Here is a 22,937-nt window from a genome sequence, read left to right as displayed (position 1 = left end):
GGGTCCGGGATGGAGCCTCGGGTGGAGTTGTTTGCTGCCATTCGGCGTGATGCTCGTGTCGAGGGTCTTTCTATTCGTGAGCTGGCTCGCCGACATCAGGTGCATCGGCGGACGGTGCGCCAAGCTTTGGCGGGCGCGGTGCCACCGGCGCGGAAAGCGCCAGTGCGGCGGGCGCCGAAGCTGGACGCGTTCAAACCCGCGATCGACGCGATGCTGGTGGAGGACACGACCGCGCCGCGCAAACAGCGCCATACCGTCCGGCGGACTCTGGCCCGGCTGATCGAGGAACACGGTGCGAGGGAGCTGTCGTATTCGACGGTCCGTGATTATGTGCGGGTCCGGCGCGTGCAGATCGATCTGGAGGCCGGTCGTCGTGTCGAGGCGTTCATCCCGCAGCAGCGCCTACCCGGCCAGGAAGCCGAGGTCGATTTCGGTGAGGTGTGGGTGATGCTGGGCGGGGTGAAAACCCGGTGTCATATGTTTGTTTTCTGGCTCGCCTATTCGGGGCGGTCGCTTCACCGTGTTTATCCGACGGCGGGGCAGGAAGCGTTCCTGGAAGGCCGTATCGAGGCGTTCACCGCGATCGGCGGTGTCCCGACGCGTCATATTCGGTACGACAATCTGACGAGCGCGGTGCGGCTGGTATTGCATGGCAGTGATCGGCGGCGGGCGGAGAATCCGCGCTGGGTGTTGTTTTGTTCGCATTACGGCTTCGATCCGTTTTATTGCCAACCGGGTTTGGCCGGGTCGCATGAGAAAGGCGGCGTCGAGGGCGAGGTCGGCCGTTTCCGACGCAACCGGTTGACGCCGATGCCGGTGGTCGATTCCCTCGACGAACTCAACGACCTGATCCGCGAGTGGGAGATCGGTGACCAGCAGCGGCGGATCGATGGGCGGGTGAACACGATCGCCCACGACTTCTCGATCGAGGCACCGCTTTTGGCGCCGCTGCCAGTCGAGGAGTTCGATCCTGGCCTGATCCTGCATCCGCGCGTGGATCGCTCAGCGTTGGTGACGGTGAGGATGGTGAAGTACTCGGTGCCCGCACGGTTGATCGGTCGCAAGGTGCGGGTGTCGTTGCAGGCATCCCAGCTGGTGATCTACGAGGGAGCGAAAGTCGTTGCCCGTCACCGCAGAATTGCCGCTCGCACCGGGTGTTCGGTGCAACTGGACCATTACCTGGAAGTTTTGAAGATCAAACCGGGTGCGTTCCCCGGTTCGACGGCGCTGGCCCAGGCCCGCGCGGCGGGAGTGTTCACCCCCGCCCACGAAGCGTTCTGGGCGGCGGCGCGGCGGGTCAACGGCGACGCCGAAGGCACCCGGGAGATGATCGAGGTGTTGCTGCTGCACCGCGGCATGAACCCCACCGATGTCATCGCCGGAATCAGCGCCGCCCTCAAGGTCGGCGCTGTCAACGCCGATATCGTCGCGGTCGAGGCCCGACGCCACGCCACCAGCAACCCCGGCGGGGCCGAATTGGGCCGTCACCACAGCACTGTCGGCCCCCGGCAGCGAGTCGTCAGCCTGACACAACGCCGGCTCACCGATCCGGCCGCGATCATCGCCGGGCTGCCTCCGGATCCGCGGCCCTTGCCGAGTGTCACCGCCTACGACGAGCTCCTGCCCCGCCGCGCCACCCCGACCACACCACCCACCGACAGCGAAAAGAGCAGCGCCTCATGAGCCCAGCCACCCCGCCCTCCCAGATCACCACCACCCTGCGGCGACGCCGCGGGCTGACCGAACAAGCCGCCGCCGCGGCCGTCGACCAGGCCTGCCGGCGACTACGCCTGCCCACGATCCGCGCCGTTCTCGACGAAGCGTTGACCGCCGCGAACCGCGAACAACTGACCTACCAGGGCTTCCTCGCCGAGTTGCTGCTCGCCGAATGCGACGACCGAGACCGCCGCTCTACCCTGCGCCGGGTCAAAGCCGCCGCGTTCCCCCGCCAGAAATGGCTCGGGGACTTCGACTTCGAGGCCAATCCCAACATCAACGCCGCGACCATCCACACCCTCGCCGCCGCCGACTGGATCCGCAAAGGCGAACCCCTCTGCCTCATCGGCGATTCGGGCACCGGCAAATCACACCTCCTCATCGCGCTCGGCACCGCCGCCGCGGAAAAAGGTTATCGAGTGCGCTACACTCTCGCCACGAAACTGGTCAATGAACTCGTCGAAGCCGCGGACGAGAAACAACTCGCCAAAACCATCAACCGCTACGGGCGAGTGGATCTTTTATGCATCGAGGAACTCGGCTATATGGAACTGGATAAACGCGGAGCCGAACTCCTGTTCCAGGTATTGACCGAGCGTGAGGAAAAGAACAGCGTCGCTATCGCACCAACGAAGCATTTTCCGGATGGACGAAAACCTTCACCGACCCTCGCCTCTGCGCCGCAATTGTCGACAGACTCACCTACGGCGGAACCATCATCCACACCGGCACCGACAGCTACCGACTCGCCCACTCGAAAACACAACACGCCAAAACACGGACCGGTCAAAACTCCACAACCACAACCTCGTCCCCACGATCACCGGCACCCAACACCCCCACGAACCGATCCAAATCAGCACGCAAACCCTCGAGCGAATAGCCACCCGATCCGACGAACCCGGACAACGACCTCGCTCACGGCCGGATAGTGTCGCCGCTCGTCGCCTGTCGCCTGTCGAGTGTCAACCACTGTCGTCGATCTTTCGGACAGAGGGCGCGTAGTGCGTGATGGGGTCCGTGAGAAGTTCCTGCTCCGAGGGATGGCTTGTTGTGGCCGAAAGCCATGATCCGGCGACGCGGGAGTTCGTCGGGTCGTTCCACCACAAAGTGGCGGTCGCCGGTTTGAATGCATAGACTTCGGTATCGATTCCGGCTGCCCACAGCTCCGAGGCCATTGCTTCCGCATCCGCCGAGTCTGCGTAGCATCCGGCAGCTACCGTTTTCCGGCTGTTCTCTTCGATGGCTTGGCGATAGTGGCGGTTGGCGGCGAGGATGCGGCCGAAGGAAGGCTTGTCTACAAGGATGTTCGCAGTCTCTCCACTCTCCGACGGTATTCGAACCGCAACTTCACCGTCGGGTGTGCCGTGGGCGAAGACATAGGTCGGCGGCTGCCCCTCGCCGCTGTCCCAGGGTGCCTGCTTGGCTTCGGGAAATTCGAGCCGTCGGCTTCCGTCGGGGTTTTCGACAGCGACGGGTTCGCTGGTCGAATAGCAACGGTCGGACCATCGCTGATCGGCGCGGGCCCAATTGACCCAGTTCTCATCTTGCCGGGTCGGAAACCCTACGCCGATTACCTTTCCGCTCGAATCCGCCAACGGGAAGCTCTCGATGTCGCCGATCTCGAATGAGCGAGACTTTCCGGTGAGAGGATCGGTGCCCACCAGAATATTCCGGCTGGAAGCGAAGTCTGCGCCGCCCAGCTCCGTCGCTACTTCCCCAAGAGGAGCACCGAAATGGCTTTCCGGTGTATGTTTCGCTACGGCCAAGAAACCGTCGGCCACGCGTTTGGTGGCATTCTGCATTATGCGGATCGGCGAGGTCATGTCATCTCCGGAAACACTGTAGTGCCATGCCAACACTGGGAAGGAAGACCGCTCGTGAAGTGCGCGATGCTAGCCTGAGCGACAGCCGCACGAGGTGTTGGCAACGATGAGGCTCCGGCAGAAAGCAGGGCGGTGGACGAGTCGGTTCCCGGAGTGATCCGCCAAGGTGACTGGTTCGTGCTGGTCGACCCGGCGTGGGAGACGAGCGCGCAGTCCGCGCTTCCGTCCGACATGATGGTCGGCGGATGGCTTCAAGAAGACGACGGCACGATCGGTCCTTTTCAACCGAATCCCGAGTATCGACCCAGCGCCGAAACCGTCCCGACCGACCCCATTGATGCCGTCCTGCGGCGGATCACTGCCGGTGGAGATGGTCGGCTCGGTGACGAATTGACCGCGATGGTCCGCGACTCGGTCGTGGCGGTCGGGTGTGATGAGCATGGCAGGCCGCTGATCGGTGCCAGCCCGGACGGAATCCCTTGTGTGGTCGTTGCTACCGCGGAACTGCAGAAGACCGGAATCGACGTCGACCGATGGCAGTCCATACACGGGGCGAAACTCGCCGAAATTCTACCCACCGGTGTCGAGATCTTCCTGAATCCCACCGGTGCCGCACCGTTCCGGCTTGCCTCCATCCCACGCTGATCGACACGGAAATTACCTGACCACATTGCCGTTGGGCCCCGTTGCAGAAAGTGTCGGGATCATCGGACCGCGGCACCATCACCAACACACCACCGACACCGACACCGACACCGACCACGGTGTGCCAGACGAACCCGCAGCCGCGCTCGGGCCCGAGGTAGCCGGGCGCAGCGGGGTCTACAGGATGCAATCGACTGCTTCAAACAGATCCTCGGCGCCCCCGACTTGTTCCCGCTTGACTCAACAGCCCGGAGTAAGCGCATCCTCCTTGGGATCTGAAGTTCACCGGCGACACCGAACTTTGGCGTGTCGTGCGATCAGAGGCCGATGCCTTGCAAGGCGTTGTCGGCCCAGCGGTCGATGATCTCCATGAAGGTCAGAAGCCGAAGAGGGCGGTCCGCTCCTCCTCGGTGAAGTTCGCCAGACCCGCCACGGCCCAGGGCTGGCTGCGGTAGTCGATCCAATTGCCGGCGTGGGTCTCACGCAGCATCGCCTCGCGCCACCGGGTCTTCTCCGCCTCGGGCAGGTCCGTGGTCCGTGGCTTCCAGTTCACGCACCTTGTCCGCGCGGCAGGTGATCCCCCACGAGATCTGCTTGGGTGCACCTGTGAGGTCCGGCCAACCCGCCGCCCGGGCGGCCTCGGCGTTGGCGGCGTTCACGGAGTCGTAGTCGCTCATGGATCCGGGGTGCGCTCGGGCACCGACACCTATCCGGATGTTTGTCGGGCCGAAAGCTGAAGGGTCAAGCGGGGTCTCGGGCCGGGGTGAGACCGGGTCAGCGGGCGGTGTGGTGGTGAGTGGCCGCGATCTGGCGCATGGTGGGCGTGAGGTCCATGCCGTCCATCGTCGTGGTGATGTCGCGGAGTCCCTCGGATGTGCCGACTGCATCGGCGATTCGCTCGATCAGCGCCAAGAGCTGGTTGCGTTGGTCGAGCACCGTACGGAACTCCTCGGCGAGAGTGGAACCTCGGTCGGGGTCGCGGCCGGCCAGGCAGAGTCCGCGGGCGGCCAGCGCGTCGTCGATCTCGGCCATCGTCAGCGTGCCGAAACTGCGAAGGGCCTCCAGGTCGGACCGGGTGTAGTCCATTAGATCGGCGAGGGTGTCGATCCCTTCCCGCCCGAGCATGTGCGCGACACGAGGGCTCAACATCGTGCACAACCGGGTCGTCGCCGGATCCTGCGGCGCGGTGGTTTCGCTCATCCGCTCCACCGTAACCACTGCGATGCGGGCCTTATCGCGGTCAGGCGGCGGAGCTCATCGTTCAGCAGTCCACCTGGAACGGGAAGCACTGAACATTCCCGCGCGGGGGCACCGACGTCGGCGCAACCGGATGCGGAACCCCAACCGCCGGCGCGGTCGGCCGGACATGGGAGGAACGATGCCCGCCCCCTCCAACGAGTACGGCGACGACACCGAATACCGCAACTCCGCCGACCGCAAGAAACCCCAGCGGCGACCAGCTTGCTCCGCCCCCGACTATCAGCGCACGTCCCCGTGACCGCCGTGCATGCGCCCGCACAGAGCGCCCCTTGCGCATATGAGCTCGTACTTGATGGACAGCCATAGCCACGGAGTATGACGGCACCCACCGACACATTCTGTTGTCGGACTTGTTGCGCGACAGATGATTCCATCGCTACTGCGTGCGATCCGGCGACACTCTGGTTGTGCCGTCACTGGACCGGCTCGGCCGCTCCCTGCAAGATCTGATCTCGATCGTGACCGGTCTTCGCAAGCGCGACATCGAATTCCGGTCCCTGCACGAAGCGATCGACACCACCACCCCCGGCGGGCGCCTGGTCTTCCACGCCTTCGCCGCGCTCGCGGAGTTCATCCGCGAGCTGGTCATCGACGGCACCAATGAGGGCCTCGCCGCCGCCCGCGCCCGCGGGCAACGCCTCGGCCGGCCCCTGGTGATGGCCACGCACGCCCACCAGGCCAAAGCGATCCGAACCCGCCCGGAGGAGACGGTTTCCTCGGTCGCCCGCCTGCTTGGGGTCTCACGCTCGACGATCTACAAGTACGTTCCCGAACTCGGCGATGGGAGTCGTGCCAGCAACCAGCAGCCGCCCCGCTCCCCCCACCATGTAGCGAGCAAACCAGCAGTCACACAAGGGGTATCCTCGGAACGCACCTACTCATCGGCGCACTCGGCCCACCCGTACGGGGGGCCGAAATCGCTGAGAGAGGAGGTGTGGCAGATGTCTGATGACCACGAGGCTCGCAACCGTCGAGAAAAGTGGAAGGATCGGGCGGCGACGTGGAGTCCTTTGGTCTTCTCATTCGCTCGCTGGGTTCAAGACGTCGTCGGCCGCCTGTTGGACTAGTCACCCGACACGGCCAAACCAGCAGTGGGCCTGACTAGCTCCCGCCTGGGTACCCCGCACACGCGGGGATCGACGTACTACCTGCCCCGCACACGCGGGGATTCGCCCTGAGATGGGGCGACAGATGCGTGCTCCCTGAGGGAACCGCGCCCAGAGGGCAGAATGAAGGCGCGCCACCGGTTCCACTCGGGGGGCGCCTTCATTGCGTTATCGCCAACCCGATGAATCTGGCCCGCCGTCAGGGAAGACCATGTGCGCACAGTACTGACCCTCACCCACACGGGAAGCGAGCCTGGCGGACTTACGCCAAGAAATGCGGCGAAAGACGTTGTGGCGACCGAGCCGCCTTATCCTGAGCCGAACATCAAAAGAACGATGGCATGTCGGGCTGTCTACCTGACGGTCCGGGGATGGGGGCGTTGTGACAGCCGCGCTATTAGCAGCATTGGCAGGAGTTCTCGGGGTGGCGATCGGTCGATTGTGGGATACCCGATCGGAGTCGGCGCGGTGGCGGCGAGACCAAAAGACAGCCAGCTACCAGCGTCTCGCCGAGCAGGGGACTGCTGCACGACCAGGTGACAGGTTGACCTGCCCCACCAGTTAGGTTCCAGTTGTGGTGGCTAACTGACAGCGCGGATGTTGTTGTTGTCGAAGGATAATTCGTACTCGATCGGAGTGGAGTAGCCCAGGGCGGAGTGGCGCCGCTGGCGGTTGTGGAAGATCTCGATGTAGTCGAAGATCGCGTTGGCGAGCTCGATTCGGGTCTTCCATTTCTTGCGGTTGAGTAGCTCGATCTGCATCGAGGACCAGAAGCTTTCCATCATCGCGTTATCGAGTCCGTCGCCGACGGTGCCGAACGAGGGCAGCAGACCCGCGGAGCGGATCTTCTCGCCGAAGACCCAGGACGTGAATTGGGTGCCGTGGTCAGCATGCACGACCCCACCGGGAGCGGGATGGCGATTACGGATAGCCATGTCCAAGGCGTTGACCACCAAGGTCGCGTCCTGCTTGGAATCGATCGACCAGCCCACGATCCGACGGCTGAACGCGTCGAGAACCGCAGCGCAGTAGACCCAGCCTTCTCGCGTCCTGTGTTGCGTTATGTCAGTGACCCACAACTCATTTGGCGCCAGCCGGTGGAACTTGCGGTTAACCAGATCATCGGCAGTCGCGACGCCGCGCAGGCGTTTGACCCGCGTCGGCCCGGGCAGCCCGTAGATGCCGGCTTGGGTCATCAGAACCGACACCGTTCGCGAGCAGACCTGCACGCTCATACCGAGGGTGAGTTCGGCATGGATTCTGCGGTACCCGTAAGTGCCCCGGGAGGCGACGTGGACCTCACGGATCAGCCCGGTCAGCCACTGGCGCCGCAGCTGGGTGGGTGTGGTCGGGGTGCGTTTGTGCTTGTAGTAGTTCTGGCGAGTAATTCCGAGGATTCGGCAGCATCGGTCCACTGGGGCCCCGGCGTCGACGAGAGCGTCGATCACCGGGTAGACCCTTTTGGGCGGGGCTTGTCCTCGCCGAGGAATTTCGTTGCTTGGCGGATGATCGCCAACTCGCTTTCCAGTTCGGAGATCCGTCGCCGCGCCGCCCGTAACTGCACCGACTCGGTAGAGGAGGTACCGGGTCGCAGTCCGCGGTCGATCTCGTCTTGACGGACCCATTTTGACAGCGTCACTGGATGAATGCCTAGCTCGACGGCTGTCTGCTTGGCTTGTCTGCCTGCGCGTACCAGCGCGACTGCTCGCGCACGGAACTCGGGAGGGTAGGGGCGGGGCACGGCGTTCAGCCTTTCGTAAAGGCTGTCAGTTAGCCACTGGAACTGGAACCCAAGGGGTGGGGCAGGTCAAGTTGTCACCTATCCGTGCAGCAGTCCCAACCGTCTTCGCCGGCACCGGACTGTCGGTGACCGAGCACCTGCACCGCAGCGTCGGCAATCTGCTCGACTTGCGTTCGCTGGCACCGGATCTGCCGATCGCACCCACCGTTCAAGGCTTCACACGCGCCGATTACGAGTTGTGCCTGGACCTCTACGCCAAGGCCGGTATCGATCTGGCCGCCGAACCGATCGTCGCGATCGGTAGTGTCTGCCGCCGCCAGAACACCAGCGAAGCCGCCGAGATCATCACCGCCATCACCGACGCCGTCCCCGGAATCCGGTTGCACGGGTTCGGAATCAAAACCTCCGGGCTCGCCGACTACGGGTCACTCTTGGCCTCCTCCGACAGCACCGCCTGGTCCGACACCGCCCGCAAAGAGAAGATCCTGCTACCCGGCTGCACCGGACACATCAACTGCGCCAACTGTCTGCGCTGGGCCTTCCAATGGCGCGAAAAGGTCCTCGCCTCGTTGGCCGGGCACGCCACCCGAACCCCGATTTGCCAGAACCCTTCCCGTCGCTCGGTGTCCAGAAAACTGGACAGAACCACCCGCACTTCACACCGGTTGGCGCTGTCTGGATTCCGTGATGAAGCCGCCCGCCTCGAACGTGACACCAGCATCCGGTGGGCCCACCGCGACGGCATGAGCGTGCGCCAGATCGCCACCCTCATGGATCTCAGCCCCGCCCGAGTCGGACAGATCCTCGCCGAACCCGATCACGGGCAGCTCGTGGACCAACTTCGCGCGCTGCGACAGAAATGGGGTGTCGACAGCGAACCGGCGACCCGCGCCGCCGCCGATCACATCATCGCCACCCTCACCGCCGCCGAACTCGCCGACACCGCCCCCGAACCTGTCGGTGCCCGAGGCCATCATGAGAAAGCCGATCCGACGGATCCGGCACTGTTCGACATCGCCTGACCTGCTCTGCTCGAAGAGGTTCGCGACGATGCGGTCCAGTCGGGAGGAACGCATGTACCACCACCCGCACACCCTCGCCACGGCGATCTGCTCTGCGGCAGCTGCCGCGGACAATGCCTCACCGAAAACGCACCCCTGACCCCCGAGGCCGCCGACGACTCTGTGAACGCGTCGATACCGAGCCCGGCAGCCTGATCCATGTCGACGTCAAGAAGCTCGGCCGCATCCCGACCGGCGGCGGCTGGTGCGGACACGGGCGCGGCAGCCCGAAAGCCTTGGCCGCCAAACACGTCGGCCCCGGTACCGGGCGCGGCGGCTACACCTACCTGCACACCGCGCTCGACGATCACTCACGGCTGGCCTACACCGAGGCCCTCGACGACGAGAAGGCTGTCACCGCCGCGGACTGGTGGCTGCGCGGCCGGATTCTTCGCCGAGCACGGCATTACCGACCTGCGGCGCGTTCTCACCGACAACGGTTCGTGCTACCGGTCCGGCCGGTGGGCACGTTCTGGAATCGACTGCGACCGTGCACAAACGCACCCGGCCCTATACGCCCCGCACGAACGGGAAAGTCGAACGATTCAACGGCACCCTGGCCCGCGAATGGGCCTACATCCGCGAATACGATTCCGAACAGGGTCCGACGACTACATCTAACGGGTTCCCGGTCGCCACAACCTGGACCTCTCATTTTAATGCATACTTCTGCTCCGAATCAGTCGGCAAGTGGCGTATACCTATAGGTCGCTGGCAATCTCCGCACAGCGACACGGGAGGCAGTGGGGTGACTGAGTTCTACGAAGATGTGGCCAAGACGCTGGGGGTAACAGATCTCCGGCCACTTCGACCGGGTGGACAGAAGCGAGTCTTCGCAGCCAAACGGGGCACAGAGAACGTCGTCTTGAAGGCGGTCGAAGTCCTACCGCCCAACCAGGCAGTCGTACTAGAGCGAGCCAAGCGTGAGGTCGCGCTGCTGGCCAAGGTGTCGAATGCTGCCGGGCGGCGCATTGTCGCTCTCCGTAGCGGACTGGCAACAGTGGGCGACCCCGCCCAGCCATCTGCCGTCGGCTGGCTGGAAGAGATGCTCGACGGCCAGGACCTCCTCGATCTGATTACTGGCAACCCGTGGCCCCAGGAAGAGGCGCTCGATCTCATCCTTGGTCTCGCGCGAGCGTTGACCCACCTTCATGACGACGAGGTCGTTCATCGTGATCTGAGCCCAGGGAACGTCCGTCGCCGGAACGACGGCACGTGGACGCTCCTCGATCCCGGCCTGGCCCGCCACCTCGCCGAGATGTCGCTCACCGGTCTGTACCAACCAGGGACGGCTGGGTTCCGCAGCCCGGAGCAGGTTCCTGGCGGGACCCCTGACACTTTCTCGGATATTTACGGCGTCGGGATCCTCGGGTTCGTTGTGCTGACTGGGATGTATCCGATCGACCCCAGCGGCGCTGAGGACGAGTACTTCAGACGGCTAGTGCAACAGCAGCCCGCGCCGGTCAAGACACTACGGCCGGACCTCGATGACGGGTTTGCCACGATCATCGATTGTTGCCTGAACAGGCAACCAGCCAGACGGTACCTGGATGCGGCTGAATTGCTCGAAGCCCTCAACGAGATCACTACCGGGACGGCCCGGTGACGATCCTTTTGCACGATGGCCGCCGCCCAGGACATTTGGGTTGGCTGAAGGAGACGGTGACTGCGGGCTTGGCAGGTGGTGCGATCCTCAACCCATTCTGTACGCCACCAGTATCGGTCCCTCGGCATCCGTCGGCTCAGAATGTTATAGCGGACCTGCGCGGCGGCTCAATATTTGAGGAGATCGGACCCGAGATCCTCTTTGACTCCGCAACATGGGCAGCGACCTTACCTAGCACTGATCAATGGGAGGTCTACGACCAGTGGCCGCTCTGGCCGCACCACACTCGCGGCGATCTCCGCGATGCTGACGCGATCGCTGACCACGTCCGCGGAGTATTCGCCATTCAGTCTGATCTCGATGTTCCGTTCCTAGCGCCTACAGTGGCCGTCGACAGTCCGACCGGCCAGACTGCTGCAACGGCGCTCGAACTTGCCGCAGAATCCATCCGACAACAGCGAGGATGCATTCTCACCATCTGCGGGGTGAATAGCTTCTGGCGCGCTGGGCCCGCCCTCGACGCGTTTATGGGGAAGGTCGCGCGCCTGCGCCCCAAGGCCTACTACGTGATCCCACTACGCGACCGGTCAGGCTATCCAGCCGATTTGACTGATGCTGACGCAATCGCTGGCTGGCTCCGTTCGATCCACTCGCTCGCGCTGCGTAGTCGAGTCGTCGCCGGCTACACGGATTATCTTGGAATCATCGCTGCGGCAGCGGGCGCCGACACCGTCGGCACAGGATGGGACCAGGGACAGCGGGTGTGTAATCCGGACAGCTTCAGGGGGACCGAACCCGGCGGCAAGAACGTTAACTACAGCCCTCACCCAGCTCTACTGGCGCGCTTTACCGAAACGACCGCCCGCGGCCTTCACGACCTCGCACCGAAATTCGCTGAAACAATGCGATGGGGCGAACCAATCCCGGCCGACATGCGCGAACATCGCGAGCAGCACCTCAGCGCCCTCCGCAAACAAGTGGCCTCGGTTCTGAAATCAGGACCATTGCATACCGACCGGTTTGCGGAGGTGCACCGCATGTTCGTCGGTGCGGACTTGTCTTGGAACCATGCGATCGCCCTCAGGTCGAAGGACGTTGGCCGCCGAGAGAAGGCCATGTGGTTGGAGGGAATGCGTAGTGGCTTTGAGGCGTATGTCCGCGCTGAGCGGTGAAACTTTACGAACGTGAAGTCGGCGGTGCGCCGATCAGAGCAGCCAGAATGTGCTCGGACGCGTGGAGGCGGGTTGCGTCGTCCGGCAGAACAGCCTTCGGGCGTGTAACCCAACGGCCGTCAACTACGAGGCCGACCCGGTACAGCCGTGCCTGTTCGGCAATCGTCTCGGTCGGCACTCGCGCGCGGCCGAGGACAAGAACGGCGCCATCAGCCCACAGCCGGTATCGGTGAACTTGAGACAAGCCAGCCCGCCAGTCATCAACCTTTGCCTCGATCGCCCATTGTCGGCCGAGGGGGACCATGCCCGCGGCGCGCTTGAGCCGACCTCGTCGGATCTCCAACGCACCGATACTAGTAAGCCTCCGGATGTACCGTTCGGCAGCATTCTGTGAGACTTTCGCGGCAGCTGCCAAGGCTGCTGGCTCCATCCAGCGGCCTGCCGCCGCAACAAGGCGGCAGTCGTGCTGCGACAACAACGGTGGAACGGCACAGCTTAGGCGCTGCCCAACACGAGAAGGCGCAAGCGCAACCAAGTCAGGGACTCCCCACGGACCGCGGAACTCTCCGATCGCGACTACACCGCCACGGGCTCCTGGGAGACCAGCAGCTACCTCACGCAGCGTGGTGTTCAGCGCGGCCTCTGCACGCGGCTCGAAGCTCGGTGTGAGCACCGGCCGCTGGGAAGGAATTTCGAGTACGGCGCCTGCACTCACTGCAGCGAAATCAGCGATCTTAGCGGCGTCTGGGAGAGCTTCTGTGAACGCTGCCAACGCCGGACGTTCCAGGAGAATTGCATTGGTAGCTGACACGTTGGTCACCTTAGCGCCCATCGAGGGGATGAAAGCCTAGATCGCCTTCTAAGGACGGCGTTAGCTGTGTCGCGACGCTACAGCAGCCCATCCCATACCGCCAATAGGCCGCCGCTCACGCTCAATGGTGACAAATAGCGTGATCAAGGGACAGATATCTTGGTCAGCCACAGCGGACTACACGACTTGTCCGTGATCACTGACGGCTGGAACAGCGACTGAACAGCAAAGTAGCTCAGGATCAGCTGCGCCGTGATCTGGGTTCGAGTCGCGAGACACTCCCGCTTTTGGCCCCTGGTGTGGGTCGGTTCTGCACACGAAGGCGGGCAGGCACCGCCTGCCCGATAAGGCCTGCCTTTTCCGCGCAGAGGCTCGCGGGTCAAGGGTGGCCGCAGGCCATCGGCGAAGCCGACGCGCAGCGCCCTTGAAGCGTGAGTGGCGCGGGAACACAATGCAGGCCGACCCACACCAGGGCCACGCGGCCGAAGGCCGCGCAAGCTCTTCCGTGAGCGCCAGCTCGCGCACGCGGGCGCCCTGTCGCCCGCGCACCACGTCTACGACGCCAGCCGCCGAACGAACCTATCCGAGAACCGAACTCACGGATCAGTAAACCGCCAGCCAACACCATGACTCAGCCACTGGAAGCGACGCCGACGGCGTCGATACCACCAACCCAACGCAAGATCCGCACGCGACGCAACCACCATGCCAACTGTTCTTTTTCTTTTTTCTTTTCTCTTCTTCTCAGATCCACACTCTGACTTACCTACCCACCCAACTGTCCCTCCCACCCACCACCTTGGAGATCAAATGCGCACGCAGTGTGTGTTTGATCTCCAAGGTGGTGGGTGGGAGGGACCACCCCGAAAACCCAGGTCAGAGTGTGGATCTGAGAAGAAGACCTCAACAAGTGATGAACAGTCGAACTGTTCATCACTTGTTGACCGAGTGTCGAGTGATTGTCGATCGATTGTTGACCACTTGTTCAACAAGTCATGAACACAAACCGGTCCGACCAGTCAGCCTCACGACACGATGAAGATCGCCGAATCGAGGGCCGAGATGCCGACGCCCGCTCCCTCAGCGGCCTGATTGTGTGCCGCCCCCACGTCTGCATCAAGGGCGAGGCGCTACGCGTCGGCTGCGCCGATGGCCTTCGGCCACCTCACCCTTGACCCAGCCGCGGATGACGGCCGGCCGCACTGCGGGAGGAAGCGGGCAAAGAACCGGTTATCTACAGGTGATTCGCCAACCGGCACAGCGAATACCGTGCACACCACAGAACCAACGATCGCCAACCCGGCAACCCCCAAGCACACGAAAGCGCCCCGACCCAACGAGGGCCGAGGCGCTGGTCGCCGAGCGAACTACACGGTCGGCGGAAGGTAGGTGCCGCCGCTGTATACGCGGCCGACACCGACCTCCGCAGGGCCGACGTACACGAATCCCTCGATACGGGCCCCGATCTTGATGCCTTCGGCACCGCTCTGGCGGATCGCCGCGAACAGCGCGCGCTGCACGTCACGGTCCATGTACAGCGACCGCATCCCCTCGTCCTCCTCGTCGGCGCGAATGCCGGTGTCCACGATCAGGATCGAGTCGATGACCGGCTGACCGTCGACTGCCGGCGTCGGCTTGCGGTTCACCCAGAACAACGGCTGTCCCTCGCTGTTGCGACGTTGGCGTCGCACCGCGGCGATGATTTCACCGGTGAGCTCGTCGCCGGGCTGCACGTTGCGGCCGAAGGCGTTGCGGGCGTTGCCGCCCATGAGGTCGGCGTTGATCTGGTCCAGGTCACTGATGGTCATTTTCGGTTCCTCCAAGTAGGTGGGTTGTGCTGGTGGTGAAGGGAATTGATGGGGCAAGCGGGTGCACCTGCCCTCGAAGGGCTCTGCCCGGTGGGGTGGCCGGAGGCTCGCGGGTCCAGGGTGTTCATCACGCAGTGACGCCGTCGGCGCCCTTGACGCGGGAGAAGCGCCACCCCGCACACTCCCGAACCACCCAGATCGGTTATCGGCGAATCCCGTTCAGCTGATCAAGGTCAAGGTGGCCTCCTCGTCCTCCGGCGGGTCCTGACGCTCGTCGCCGTGTTCTTCGGTGACTCGCTGCGCCGCGGTGAGCGTGCGAGTCACGGCCGACTTGCTGATCTCCAGTTGGTCGGCGATCCGCGAGTGCGACCAGCTCTGTTCGTGCTTCATCCGCAGGATCGCGGTCACGGTGTGTCCGGGTCGCGGCGCCCGGCCGGATCCGCGCTGCACACCAGTTCGGCGACTGCGGCCCACCGGTCGATGCGCTGAATCGAATCGGTGCGCTGCGGGTGCGCACCCACCTCGATCCCAATCCGCTGCGCACCATCCAGCTCCGGCGCACCACTGTGGGCGGTCAGTTCACTAGTCATCGACCGGGTTTCGGTGTGCACCTCCCGAACCGAGACGGTGCGTACCGGTTCAGGCATGCACTCCGTTGCCGACTCGGTGCGCTCCGTCGGTTCTGTCTCGGTGCGGTCGGTGCGCGCGAGCACCAACAGAGCGACGGTGGCCTGCCCGATCGCGCCGTCGACGATGAGCGGGAACAGCCATGCCAGGTGTTCGCTCATTCCCACCTGGATCGACAGTTCTTTCAACGCGTCGAACGACAACCGGAACGCGATACCCGCGATCGCCGCTGTCAGTGCGACAACAGCCCAGTACGCCAGCTTCGCTTTGCGTTGAGCGCGCACGAGCAGGCCGACGCCGTGGGTTGCTGCGAGCAACGCGATCGGCGGGAAACTGGCCACGACCGCGGCCACCACCTTCTTGTCCTCCGGTGCGTTCATCCAGGCGTGCACGATGTTCCCGCCGATCGACATCGCCGCGACCAACAGCAACTCGCCCCAGAAGAACCGCACCGCCGACACCTCCTCGCGAGTGCGCGCACCAGCCTGCGCACCGCTCGGCGTCGGGTGGTGCGCACCGGAATCGCTGCGCACCGCTGCCATGGTCTGTGCACCGTTCATCGGTCGAACCCTTCCCACTCCATCTCCGGCGCCGAACCGTTCACGCTCGGCGGTCCGGCAACGGCATCGGCGTAGCCGGGTGTGTCGGCGAAGTCCGGAGGCTCCTCGGTGGCTGCGAACCGGGTGTCGGCGATGTCGGTGCGTTCCCAGCCGCGGTCGCGTTCCAGCAGTAGCGCGTCGCGTTCCTCGGTGACCCGGTTGAGCTCGCCGGTCACGCTCGCCAGCTCCTTGCAGATCTCATCGACGTCACTGCGAAGCCCGTCGAGCTCGACTCGGCGGTCGGAGCGGTCGTCACGAAGGTAGTCCAGCGTCGCAGCGACGCTGTCGCGTTCATCGCGAATCTCTGTGACCGTCTCGTAGGCGTGGACGACATCCTGTTCGAGAGTGTTGATCTTGTAGCCGCGGTGAGCGATGACGATGTCACGCACCCACACCCCGCACTGCTGCGGCGAGTCGAACTCCCACGGCGGCGACTCCTCGATCAGCAGTGCGCGTTCGTCGATGGTGAGGTCAAGTTGTGCTGCCTGCCGGTCGATTTCGGGATCATGCCAAACCGGCTTGGTCGCCTCCGGTCCCTCGAATTCGGTGACCTTGGCCTGCAACTCGTCACGCTCGATGATCAAGGCGCGCTCGCGCTCGCGGAAGTCCGCGAGCTCCCGGAGCTGCTGTTCAAGACGAGCGAACTGCGCCTTCGCGGCCTGATCCAGCATCGGATCCTGTACGGCACCGGCCTCGGCCCACCGTTCTTGCCACCAGGTTTCCTCGGCCAGATCCTGACGCTGCATCTGCGCGATCCGCGCGTTCGCGGCCTGATCCTGCTGCGGCATCGGCGCTGACCAGTACTGATGCAGACCAGCTGCGCTCGGCCCGGCAGGCCACTGCGGCGCCTTCCGTGCCGAACGGATATCCCGGCGCTGCTCCAGCCCTTCCCTGGCCCGCGAAACCCGCTCAGCCAGGCGCGCCTTCAACGCGGAGATCCCAGTCGGGGCCGGACCCCACACCGGGCGCTGCGGCACGTTCGGATTGTCGGCGTAATGCGCGCTGACCAACGCCATCACCGCCTGACCGCGCTCCTCACGCGTCAAGTGCTGCTGGACGTTGATTACCTCAGCGATGGCGCGGCGCTGGTGGGCGTGATTCCACTGCCACCGCGAGAACTCCTCGGGGGTGGCGGGCAGGGTCTCGTGCATCCGCAGACTGTGGGAGCGGTGTCTACCGATGACCTCTTCGACGCCGGCGCGCTGCTGGATTCGTTGATTGGCGAGCAGCAGTTCGTGTGCGCGCATCGCCTCCCGCAGCTGCTTCATAGCGTCTTTGCGCACCCGGCGCGGAACCTTGGTCTTACCTGGGTTGCGGGCCTGCCACGCCGCGACCACCGCAGCGGCCGACCGGCCCAAACGGGTAATCTCGCGGGTCATTTCGTCTTCGGGCGTCAGATCGGACATAGCGATATCTCCTTGAGGTTGGTTGCTTGATGTCGTGGGAGGTGTCAGTCAGTGGCGGCCTGGTCATCGGCGGCCTGGTGCTCGTCGACATCGCGGGCCTGCCAGTCGCGCCACTGCTCAGCGGTCCAGCTGTAGGGCTTGGCCGTGAAATGCCGGTAGCAGCCCGCGCACTGGTACTCGGGCACATCCATGCCCGGTGCACGGAACGCGTCCGCATGGCAGTTCGGGCACTCGGTCGAGTCGTCGACATCGTCGAGGTCGTCGTCGTTGTCGGCGATACCCCAGGTCGGCCACTCGTCGCGAGCAGTCGCCACATCCACGAAAGCGGCGTCCAGGATGGCCTGGTCCAGCTCCGAGAAGGTCGTCTGACGGTCGTAGCGGCGGTTGAACTCCGCCCGCAGCGCCCCCAGGTGCAGCGCCCACATATCGATCACGGCCTGGCTTTTGCACTTCCAGGTCGGCGGCCCGGCCTGACGGACACGACGCAGTTGGGCCTTCGCGTACGTGATCTCGCCAACCAAGGCCGTCACCGACAACAGCAGCAAATCCGCCTGGTCACCAGCCAGCAGATCGACGTTGTAGCCGTCGACGGCTTCCAGATAGGCAGCGCGAGAGGGGAAATAGTCCGGCAGCTCCGCCATGCCCGCCCGGGCCAGCTGGAGGCTGCGCAGCTCGGCCTGCTCGGCCGGGGCCAACGACCGACCCGCCTTCCGCGCCTCGGCTTCCGACAGCAGCTCACGAGTCCGGCGACTGGCCCTGGCATCGACCACCCTGGTCCCGGCGTAGATCGCGGCCATCACAGCAGCGTCCGCGACAACGGCGACGATGGCGGTCTGGATGAGAGTGCGGTTCATGACGATTCCTTTTTCTTTCGGCTGAGGGGATTTGTTGAGGTCAGAGGTCATCGCTGTGCACCGCCGTCCGGCTGCGGGCGGGCGGTGGCGATCCCGAGCCGGGCCGCCACCAAGTCGGCCAGCGCGTCGAAACTCGGCGGCAGGCTTGCCCAGTTCTGCACCGGGGCCGGATCGTCGCCGTCCAGGACATCGATGCGGTCCGCGTCCGGGTCAAACACGATCCGCACTCGGCCGTCGAGCTGCATTCCGGTCCGGCTGCCATCGCGGCCCATCGCGACCGATCGCCCGGACATCGCCGCCAGGAACAGCAACGAATTGCCGTAGTTGGAGAACGGATCGCGGCGCAGGAATGTGCGGCGGCGCCAGGCGCGGAACCTCGCGGTCATGTTCTCGGCCATCGGATTACCGCCCCTCGGCTGCAGGCAGAACCGGCTGCACGACGGTGCGGCGCATCGGTGCGGTGATGGTGTGAGCGCCCTTACCGATGTGGCCGCCGATCGCGACCGCGGCGATAGCGATCCACCGCGCGCCGGTAGCGATCGCGCGACCGAGCAACACGACCGAATCGCTCGGGCCGGGTCGGCCGGCGGCGGTCCACCAGCCGAATCCGGCCCAGAGTCCGGCGTAGACAGTGAGCGGGCCGGTAATCGGCACCGGGACCGGCGCGAACAACACGACACCGAACGCAGTGGTATCGACAATTCCCGGCGCCCACAACCGGACGGTGTCACGGACGGTGTTCGCGCCGCTGATGGCCGGTTTCACCCATTCCTCGGCGCGGCCACCGCCAGCCACCAAAGGCACCGGGATCGGAGCCACCACGTCGGCGTGGGCGACCAGGTCGGCGATGTTGTTATCGGAAGCCAGTTCCGCGTCATAGCGGGCGAGGACGATCTCGTCATCGGCGTGGGGTTCGTTCGGGTCGATGCTCATGGCAATTCACGCTGCTTTCGGGGTGAGGGCAGGCGAAACCGCCTGCGGGGATGTGGATTCAGCGAGCTTGGGAAGCGGACGCAACTGCTCGATGTCGAGCGGGGAGACGTGCCCGAAGACGGCTTTGCCGCCACGCACGTGCACGATGTCGCCCGGCCCGAAATTCGCCAGCACAGCGGGCGGGACCAGGAAGGTGTCCTCGGGTTGGACGTTGCCCTCGTCGCCGATGCGGTGCCCGCCGATCAACTTCCGCGACAACGCCAGACGGGGGCGGGTGCCGATCTTCTCGGCGAGCTGGCCGGCACCGTAGGAACGCATCGCGAAAATGCCGCCCGAGCAGGAATCGATGAGGCGGTGGCGGGCATCGTCATTCGGGCCGACACCCATCCAGGACTGTGCGAACCACACCGACCCGACCCCCGCCGAGCGCAGCAGCTCCACGATGCGCGCGGCGCCGTCGTCGCCGCAGACTTGGGCGAACTCGTCGCAGAACAGCTCGATGCATCGACCGTGGTCGGTGTTCGCGAGCCCCGCGATCATCGCGATCAGCGCCGAGAACTGCGCTTTCGCCAACGCGGGTGCCGTGGTGCCTTCCAGGCAGCAATACACCAGGTCGTAGTCGGTGAGGTCGCGGTCGCCGTCGAACGCCGACCCCAGCTCACGGAACAGGTTCGCCATCGTTGCCCGCTCTGCGGCCAGGGGTGTCGCGGTCTTGCTGGTCGTGACCGCGGTGATGTCGCTCAGCTCACCCGGGTAATTCGCCCACCGAGCCCGCAGCACACCGGCATCCATGCGCCGCAGGAACTCGATACTGTCGCGCGGCGGGTCCTGACCTTCGCCGAGCTGCTTGTCAGGGTCGGGTGCGTCGACGACCAAATGGATGATCGTCTTACGCATTTGCAGGTAGTACGCCTCGGCGGGGTCGACACCGCTGGCGTCCATACCCGCACCGACCAGCGCCTCCAACCGCGGCCGCAGATCATCGGCCGTACCGACCCACAGCGACAACTGGCCACCGTCAGGCCAGATCAACACCCGCTCGGGCGGGATGCCCAGCTTCAGCGCCGCGGCTTTCACTTTGCGGGCCGTGGCGCGGGCATCGCGCGCGCCCTTGATATCGATCGTGATCGCCAACGGCCGACCGGGCCGATCGCTGCGCCACCACTGCTGATGCATCCGCCACGCCGTCGCCCAGAAGCTCAGGATGGTGCGCACCATCGCAGTGGTCTTGCCGCTGCCGGGATTGCCCAGCCACACCACGTGTTCCCGCAACGCCAACCACGGAACCGTGAACAACGACTCGTGACGGCCGGTGAGCCGACCAGCCATCGACTTGGCCGGATCCATCGACGAGCGGCGAGCCGCCCGCCCGATCACCGGCTCCGGGCGCACCATGCCGCAGGTCAACGGAATGGTGTTGCGCGACATCCGTTTTGCCGCCGCCATCTCCCGCTGATCCCGGGCCCAGCTCGCCCGCTGCGTCCGAGCAGGCGACTTGCGGCCACGGGTTTCCAGCAGATCGGCATAGCGGGCGCTGACCAGCGCGGCCAGCATCATCCCGGTCGGCACGATCGCCACACTCGCCGACGCGACACCAGTGACCGGCATACCGGCCAGCACCTCGTCGACGCCGCGCAATACGTCCTCACGCGGCCCGGACCAGCCGTCCAGCGCCAGAGCCGCCAGCGGCAGCGAACCGGCACCGAATGCGAAGTTACGCAACCGAACTGGTGTCAATGTCCATAGCCACGACGCCGCGAGCGCGGTCGCGCCTACTGCGGCGGCAGCGCCGCTGAACACTGCGGCGACTTCGAGGGATCCCAAAGCGTCAGCGCCGTCGAAGAAGTCGGGCAAGCTCCAGCCGTCCAGGTGTTCCAGCGGGCCGATGTGCGCGCCCGAGATCGGTGGCGCTTCCGGCGTGATCTGCGGGACACCCGCCGCTGGCGGCTGTGTGACCGGTGTCGGTGCGTAGGGCTGGCAGTCGGTCGGGGTCAGCACCGGAGTGCACGACGCAGGCGATTCGAGGAATTCGTTGGTCATGAGGCTGCACCTCCAGCAGCACGCAAACCCTGGCCATCGACGGCCGGAGGGTTGAGCAATTGGTTGAGGTCTTTGACGAGCAGGCCCGGATCACCCGGACCTGGTTGCGGGAGAACGGAAGCCGCCGCGCGGACACGGGTCGCGACTTCCGGTGAATCGCAGTAGTAGATGAGGTCATGTGCCTTGACCTGAGCTGCTGCCTTGTATGCCGCAGCCAGCGTTGTCCGGGCGTCGCTGCTGCCTTTGCGGGTCAGTTCGACCTCGATCGCGTGCAAACGACCGAGGTTGTCGGTCCACTGGCCGTCGTGCAGATGCGGGCGGGAAGCACCCAGCGGGACCTGGCCAGCGTTGGCGTGCCACAGCAGCCGTTCGCTGATCCACCCGTCATCGCTGCCGATCTCGTTGCCCGCCAACGCCAGACGGGTCAGCGCGACCATCTCGTGGTGGCGGGCGTCCTTCGGGCGCGGCAACCACTCGTCGACCTCGAACTGCAACAGCTTCGAGGCGATAGGCGCGGTCGGCACCACCCACGACGGCCCCGGCACCGGACGCAACTGCTCGTGCACATCCAGCACCAGACCGGCCTTCCGCAGGCGCCGCCACACCCGGTAGGCGTTGTTCTCGCTCGTGCTCAGCAGTGCTGCGAGAACCGTCATCGGCACGCCACGCATCTCGGCGATCCACTGCACCGCCCACATGTCACGCGGGCCGATACGCACGCTCATCGGTCGAATCCCTCCCATCCCCCACCCATGGCGGTGTCCAAACCGGGCATCGTCGCGGGACCAGACAGCTCGGGCAGTTCGATGTGGCGAGCCCGCGGCGCCCCGAGGCGCTGCATCACTGCTGGGGTCGCCAGCCGCTCCAGGTCCGGGTCGTAGACGTGCATGGACTCCCGGTCCAGCAGGTCATCCACCACGCGGCCCATGCTCGCCAGCTCCCCAGAAAGGCCCGCGATCCGGCGATCACGATCAGCGATCACCGCACGCAGCCGCTCAATCTCGGCGACCAGGTCCGCACGCTGATTCACAGGGATGCCGGCGGCCCGACCCGGTCGGGTATCGCGGTCTTCGATGCTGGTCATCGTTCGAACCCTTCCCATGCGTCGCGGTCGATCTCCGACCACGAGAGGTATTGCGGCGGAGGCTGTTCCAATTGCTGGCCGGACCTCAGCCACTGGCCGGGCATGCGGCCTGGTGTCTTGATTTCGACCGGTTGAGCGAGTTCGACGTGGATCTTGCGGTCGGTCTGTCCCAGCCGGATCGCGGCGGCTGCCAGGTGCGGCAGGTCGGTGATCGAGACCAGATCGGTAGGCACCGGCGGCTCGTTCGGCATGGCGGGCTGCTGGTTTCGGCGGCGGTTCATCGCTCGAACCCGTCCCACTCCCACGCCGGTTCCCGGTCGTGGTCGTGTTCGATCTCTGGGGGCTCGGGGTGCGGGTCCACTCCGTGACGGAGCATCGCCAGCTCTTGCCGGGCACGTGTCGCGCGAGCGACCGCTGCCAATTGGGCTGGCGTAGCTGGTCGCTTCGCCACCGCTTCCTCAACCCGATACAGGTGTGCCGACAACGGGTCTCGTCCACCACGCCGAGGCCGGATCGCTTGCGCTGCAGGCTCATTGCGATTGCGCGGGCGCATCCCGTCCATACGCAGCTGACGAACCGTCGCGAGCCCGTCAGGCGCCGTACCCCAGTAAAAGGTCGGCACCCCGAACTTCTCGCCCTCCA

22 protein-coding genes and 3 pseudogenes are annotated in these 22,937 nt (G+C 65.0%); 9 read left to right on the top strand and 16 right to left on the bottom strand.

Annotated features, from left to right (window positions below):
- The first annotated feature begins 9 nt into the window (after nt 1–9).
- Both istA and istB read left to right on the top strand, forming a co-directional pair.
- Entirely contained in the window at nt 10–1,683 is a 1,674-nt protein-coding gene (gene istA, locus OHQ90_RS14985; protein WP_328410998.1) for an IS21 family transposase, read from the top strand.
- A pseudogene (gene istB, locus OHQ90_RS14980) lies at nt 1,680–2,599 on the top strand (IS21-like element helper ATPase IstB). The gene istA and the pseudogene istB overlap by 4 nt, the downstream one beginning before the upstream one ends.
- 82 nt (nt 2,600–2,681) lie before the next feature.
- Here istB and OHQ90_RS14975 read toward each other — a convergent pair.
- The gene (locus tag OHQ90_RS14975; protein ID WP_328410996.1) at nt 2,682–3,542 is read right to left on the bottom strand and encodes a hypothetical protein; all 861 of its coding nucleotides are present in this window, start codon (nt 3,540–3,542) and stop codon (nt 2,682–2,684) included.
- A gap of 132 nt (nt 3,543–3,674) precedes the next feature.
- Between OHQ90_RS14975 and OHQ90_RS14970 the strand changes: the two genes are divergently transcribed.
- Complete coding sequence (locus OHQ90_RS14970) at nt 3,675–4,187, top strand: type VII secretion system-associated protein (protein WP_328410995.1); 513 nt, start codon at nt 3,675–3,677, stop codon at nt 4,185–4,187.
- A gap of 376 nt (nt 4,188–4,563) precedes the next feature.
- Here OHQ90_RS14970 and OHQ90_RS14965 read toward each other — a convergent pair whose 3' ends face one another.
- Together OHQ90_RS14965 and OHQ90_RS14960 are read right to left on the bottom strand one after the other, a co-directional pair.
- Nucleotides 4,564–4,740: a hypothetical protein gene (locus tag OHQ90_RS14965; RefSeq protein ID WP_328410994.1), complete on the bottom strand. Its 177-nt coding sequence runs from the start codon at nt 4,738–4,740 to the stop codon at nt 4,564–4,566.
- A 221-nt stretch (nt 4,741–4,961) separates the two neighbouring features.
- Entirely contained in the window at nt 4,962–5,387 is a 426-nt protein-coding gene (locus tag OHQ90_RS14960; protein WP_328410992.1) for a DNA-directed RNA polymerase subunit alpha C-terminal domain-containing protein, read from the bottom strand.
- Nucleotides 5,388–5,830: 443 nt separating this feature from the next.
- Here OHQ90_RS14960 and OHQ90_RS14955 point away from each other — a divergent pair, with 443 nt between their 5' ends.
- Complete coding sequence (locus OHQ90_RS14955; RefSeq protein ID WP_328410991.1) at nt 5,831–6,514, top strand: recombinase family protein; 684 nt, start codon at nt 5,831–5,833, stop codon at nt 6,512–6,514.
- Nucleotides 6,515–7,134: 620 nt separating this feature from the next.
- Here the strand turns inward: OHQ90_RS14955 and OHQ90_RS14950 are convergent.
- Nucleotides 7,135–8,294: pseudogene (locus tag OHQ90_RS14950) on the bottom strand (IS3 family transposase).
- Nucleotides 8,295–8,350: 56 nt separating this feature from the next.
- Here OHQ90_RS14950 and OHQ90_RS14945 point away from each other — a divergent pair.
- The 5 genes and pseudogenes from OHQ90_RS14945 to OHQ90_RS14925 all read left to right on the top strand — a co-directional run bounded on the left by OHQ90_RS14945 (nt 8,351) and on the right by OHQ90_RS14925 (nt 12,527).
- Entirely contained in the window at nt 8,351–9,316 is a 966-nt protein-coding gene (locus OHQ90_RS14945) for a deazapurine DNA modification protein DpdA family protein (protein ID WP_442941400.1), read from the top strand.
- Nucleotides 9,317–9,560: 244 nt separating this feature from the next.
- Nucleotides 9,561–9,899 (top strand): annotated as a pseudogene (locus OHQ90_RS14940) (hypothetical protein); the annotation flags it as partial.
- A gap of 204 nt (nt 9,900–10,103) precedes the next feature.
- A complete protein-coding gene (locus OHQ90_RS14935; RefSeq protein WP_328412843.1) occupies nt 10,104–10,961 on the top strand; it encodes a serine/threonine protein kinase in 858 nt (285 codons plus the stop codon).
- Nucleotides 10,958–12,133, top strand: a complete 1,176-nt coding sequence (locus tag OHQ90_RS14930; RefSeq protein ID WP_328410987.1) for a hypothetical protein — start codon at nt 10,958–10,960, stop codon at nt 12,131–12,133. Before OHQ90_RS14935 ends, OHQ90_RS14930 begins: the two co-directional genes overlap by 4 nt.
- Nucleotides 12,134–12,182: 49 nt before the next feature.
- On the top strand, nt 12,183–12,527 hold the full coding sequence (locus tag OHQ90_RS14925) for a hypothetical protein (RefSeq protein WP_328410985.1): 345 nt from the start codon (nt 12,183–12,185) through the stop codon (nt 12,525–12,527).
- 1,784 nt (nt 12,528–14,311) lie between these two features.
- Here OHQ90_RS14925 and OHQ90_RS14920 read toward each other — a convergent pair.
- From OHQ90_RS14920 to OHQ90_RS39410, 12 genes are all read right to left on the bottom strand, one after another.
- The gene (locus tag OHQ90_RS14920; protein ID WP_328410983.1) at nt 14,312–14,752 is read right to left on the bottom strand and encodes a hypothetical protein; all 441 of its coding nucleotides are present in this window, start codon (nt 14,750–14,752) and stop codon (nt 14,312–14,314) included.
- A 219-nt stretch (nt 14,753–14,971) separates the two neighbouring features.
- Entirely contained in the window at nt 14,972–15,160 is a 189-nt protein-coding gene (locus tag OHQ90_RS14915) for a hypothetical protein (RefSeq protein WP_328410981.1), read from the bottom strand.
- Entirely contained in the window at nt 15,157–15,939 is a 783-nt protein-coding gene (locus OHQ90_RS14910) for a DUF2637 domain-containing protein (RefSeq protein WP_328410979.1), read from the bottom strand. Before OHQ90_RS14910 ends, OHQ90_RS14915 begins: the two co-directional genes overlap by 4 nt.
- Nucleotides 15,936–17,384 (bottom strand): hypothetical protein, encoded by a 1,449-nt coding sequence (locus tag OHQ90_RS14905; RefSeq protein ID WP_328410978.1) that lies wholly within the window; start codon nt 17,382–17,384, stop codon nt 15,936–15,938. The genes OHQ90_RS14910 and OHQ90_RS14905 overlap by 4 nt, the downstream gene beginning before the upstream one ends.
- Nucleotides 17,385–17,428: 44 nt before the next feature.
- Nucleotides 17,429–18,238: a hypothetical protein gene (locus OHQ90_RS14900; protein ID WP_328410976.1), complete on the bottom strand. Its 810-nt coding sequence runs from the start codon at nt 18,236–18,238 to the stop codon at nt 17,429–17,431.
- A 47-nt stretch (nt 18,239–18,285) separates the two neighbouring features.
- Nucleotides 18,286–18,636: a hypothetical protein gene (locus tag OHQ90_RS14895; protein WP_328410974.1), complete on the bottom strand. Its 351-nt coding sequence runs from the start codon at nt 18,634–18,636 to the stop codon at nt 18,286–18,288.
- A 4-nt stretch (nt 18,637–18,640) separates the two neighbouring features.
- Nucleotides 18,641–19,171, bottom strand: a complete 531-nt coding sequence (locus OHQ90_RS14890; RefSeq protein WP_328410972.1) for a hypothetical protein — start codon at nt 19,169–19,171, stop codon at nt 18,641–18,643.
- Nucleotides 19,172–19,177: 6 nt separating this feature from the next.
- Nucleotides 19,178–21,211 (bottom strand): hypothetical protein, encoded by a 2,034-nt coding sequence (locus tag OHQ90_RS14885; protein ID WP_328410970.1) that lies wholly within the window; start codon nt 21,209–21,211, stop codon nt 19,178–19,180.
- Nucleotides 21,208–21,936, bottom strand: a complete 729-nt coding sequence (locus tag OHQ90_RS14880; RefSeq protein WP_328410968.1) for a hypothetical protein — start codon at nt 21,934–21,936, stop codon at nt 21,208–21,210. The genes OHQ90_RS14885 and OHQ90_RS14880 overlap by 4 nt, the downstream gene beginning before the upstream one ends.
- Nucleotides 21,933–22,295 (bottom strand): hypothetical protein, encoded by a 363-nt coding sequence (locus tag OHQ90_RS14875; RefSeq protein ID WP_328410966.1) that lies wholly within the window; start codon nt 22,293–22,295, stop codon nt 21,933–21,935. Before OHQ90_RS14875 ends, OHQ90_RS14880 begins: the two co-directional genes overlap by 4 nt.
- Nucleotides 22,292–22,576, bottom strand: a complete 285-nt coding sequence (locus tag OHQ90_RS14870) for a hypothetical protein (RefSeq protein ID WP_328410964.1) — start codon at nt 22,574–22,576, stop codon at nt 22,292–22,294. The genes OHQ90_RS14875 and OHQ90_RS14870 overlap by 4 nt, the downstream gene beginning before the upstream one ends.
- Nucleotides 22,573–22,857: a hypothetical protein gene (locus OHQ90_RS39410; RefSeq protein ID WP_442941466.1), complete on the bottom strand. Its 285-nt coding sequence runs from the start codon at nt 22,855–22,857 to the stop codon at nt 22,573–22,575. The genes OHQ90_RS14870 and OHQ90_RS39410 overlap by 4 nt, the downstream gene beginning before the upstream one ends.
- Between the last annotated feature and the right edge of the window lie 80 nt (nt 22,858–22,937).

The sequence above is a fragment of the Nocardia sp. NBC_00403 genome (assembly GCF_036046055.1).
Taxonomy (GTDB): domain Bacteria; phylum Actinomycetota; class Actinomycetes; order Mycobacteriales; family Mycobacteriaceae; genus Nocardia.
The sequence above is the reverse complement of the archived record's forward strand: the minus strand, read 5'-3'. Positions and strand labels throughout refer to the sequence as shown.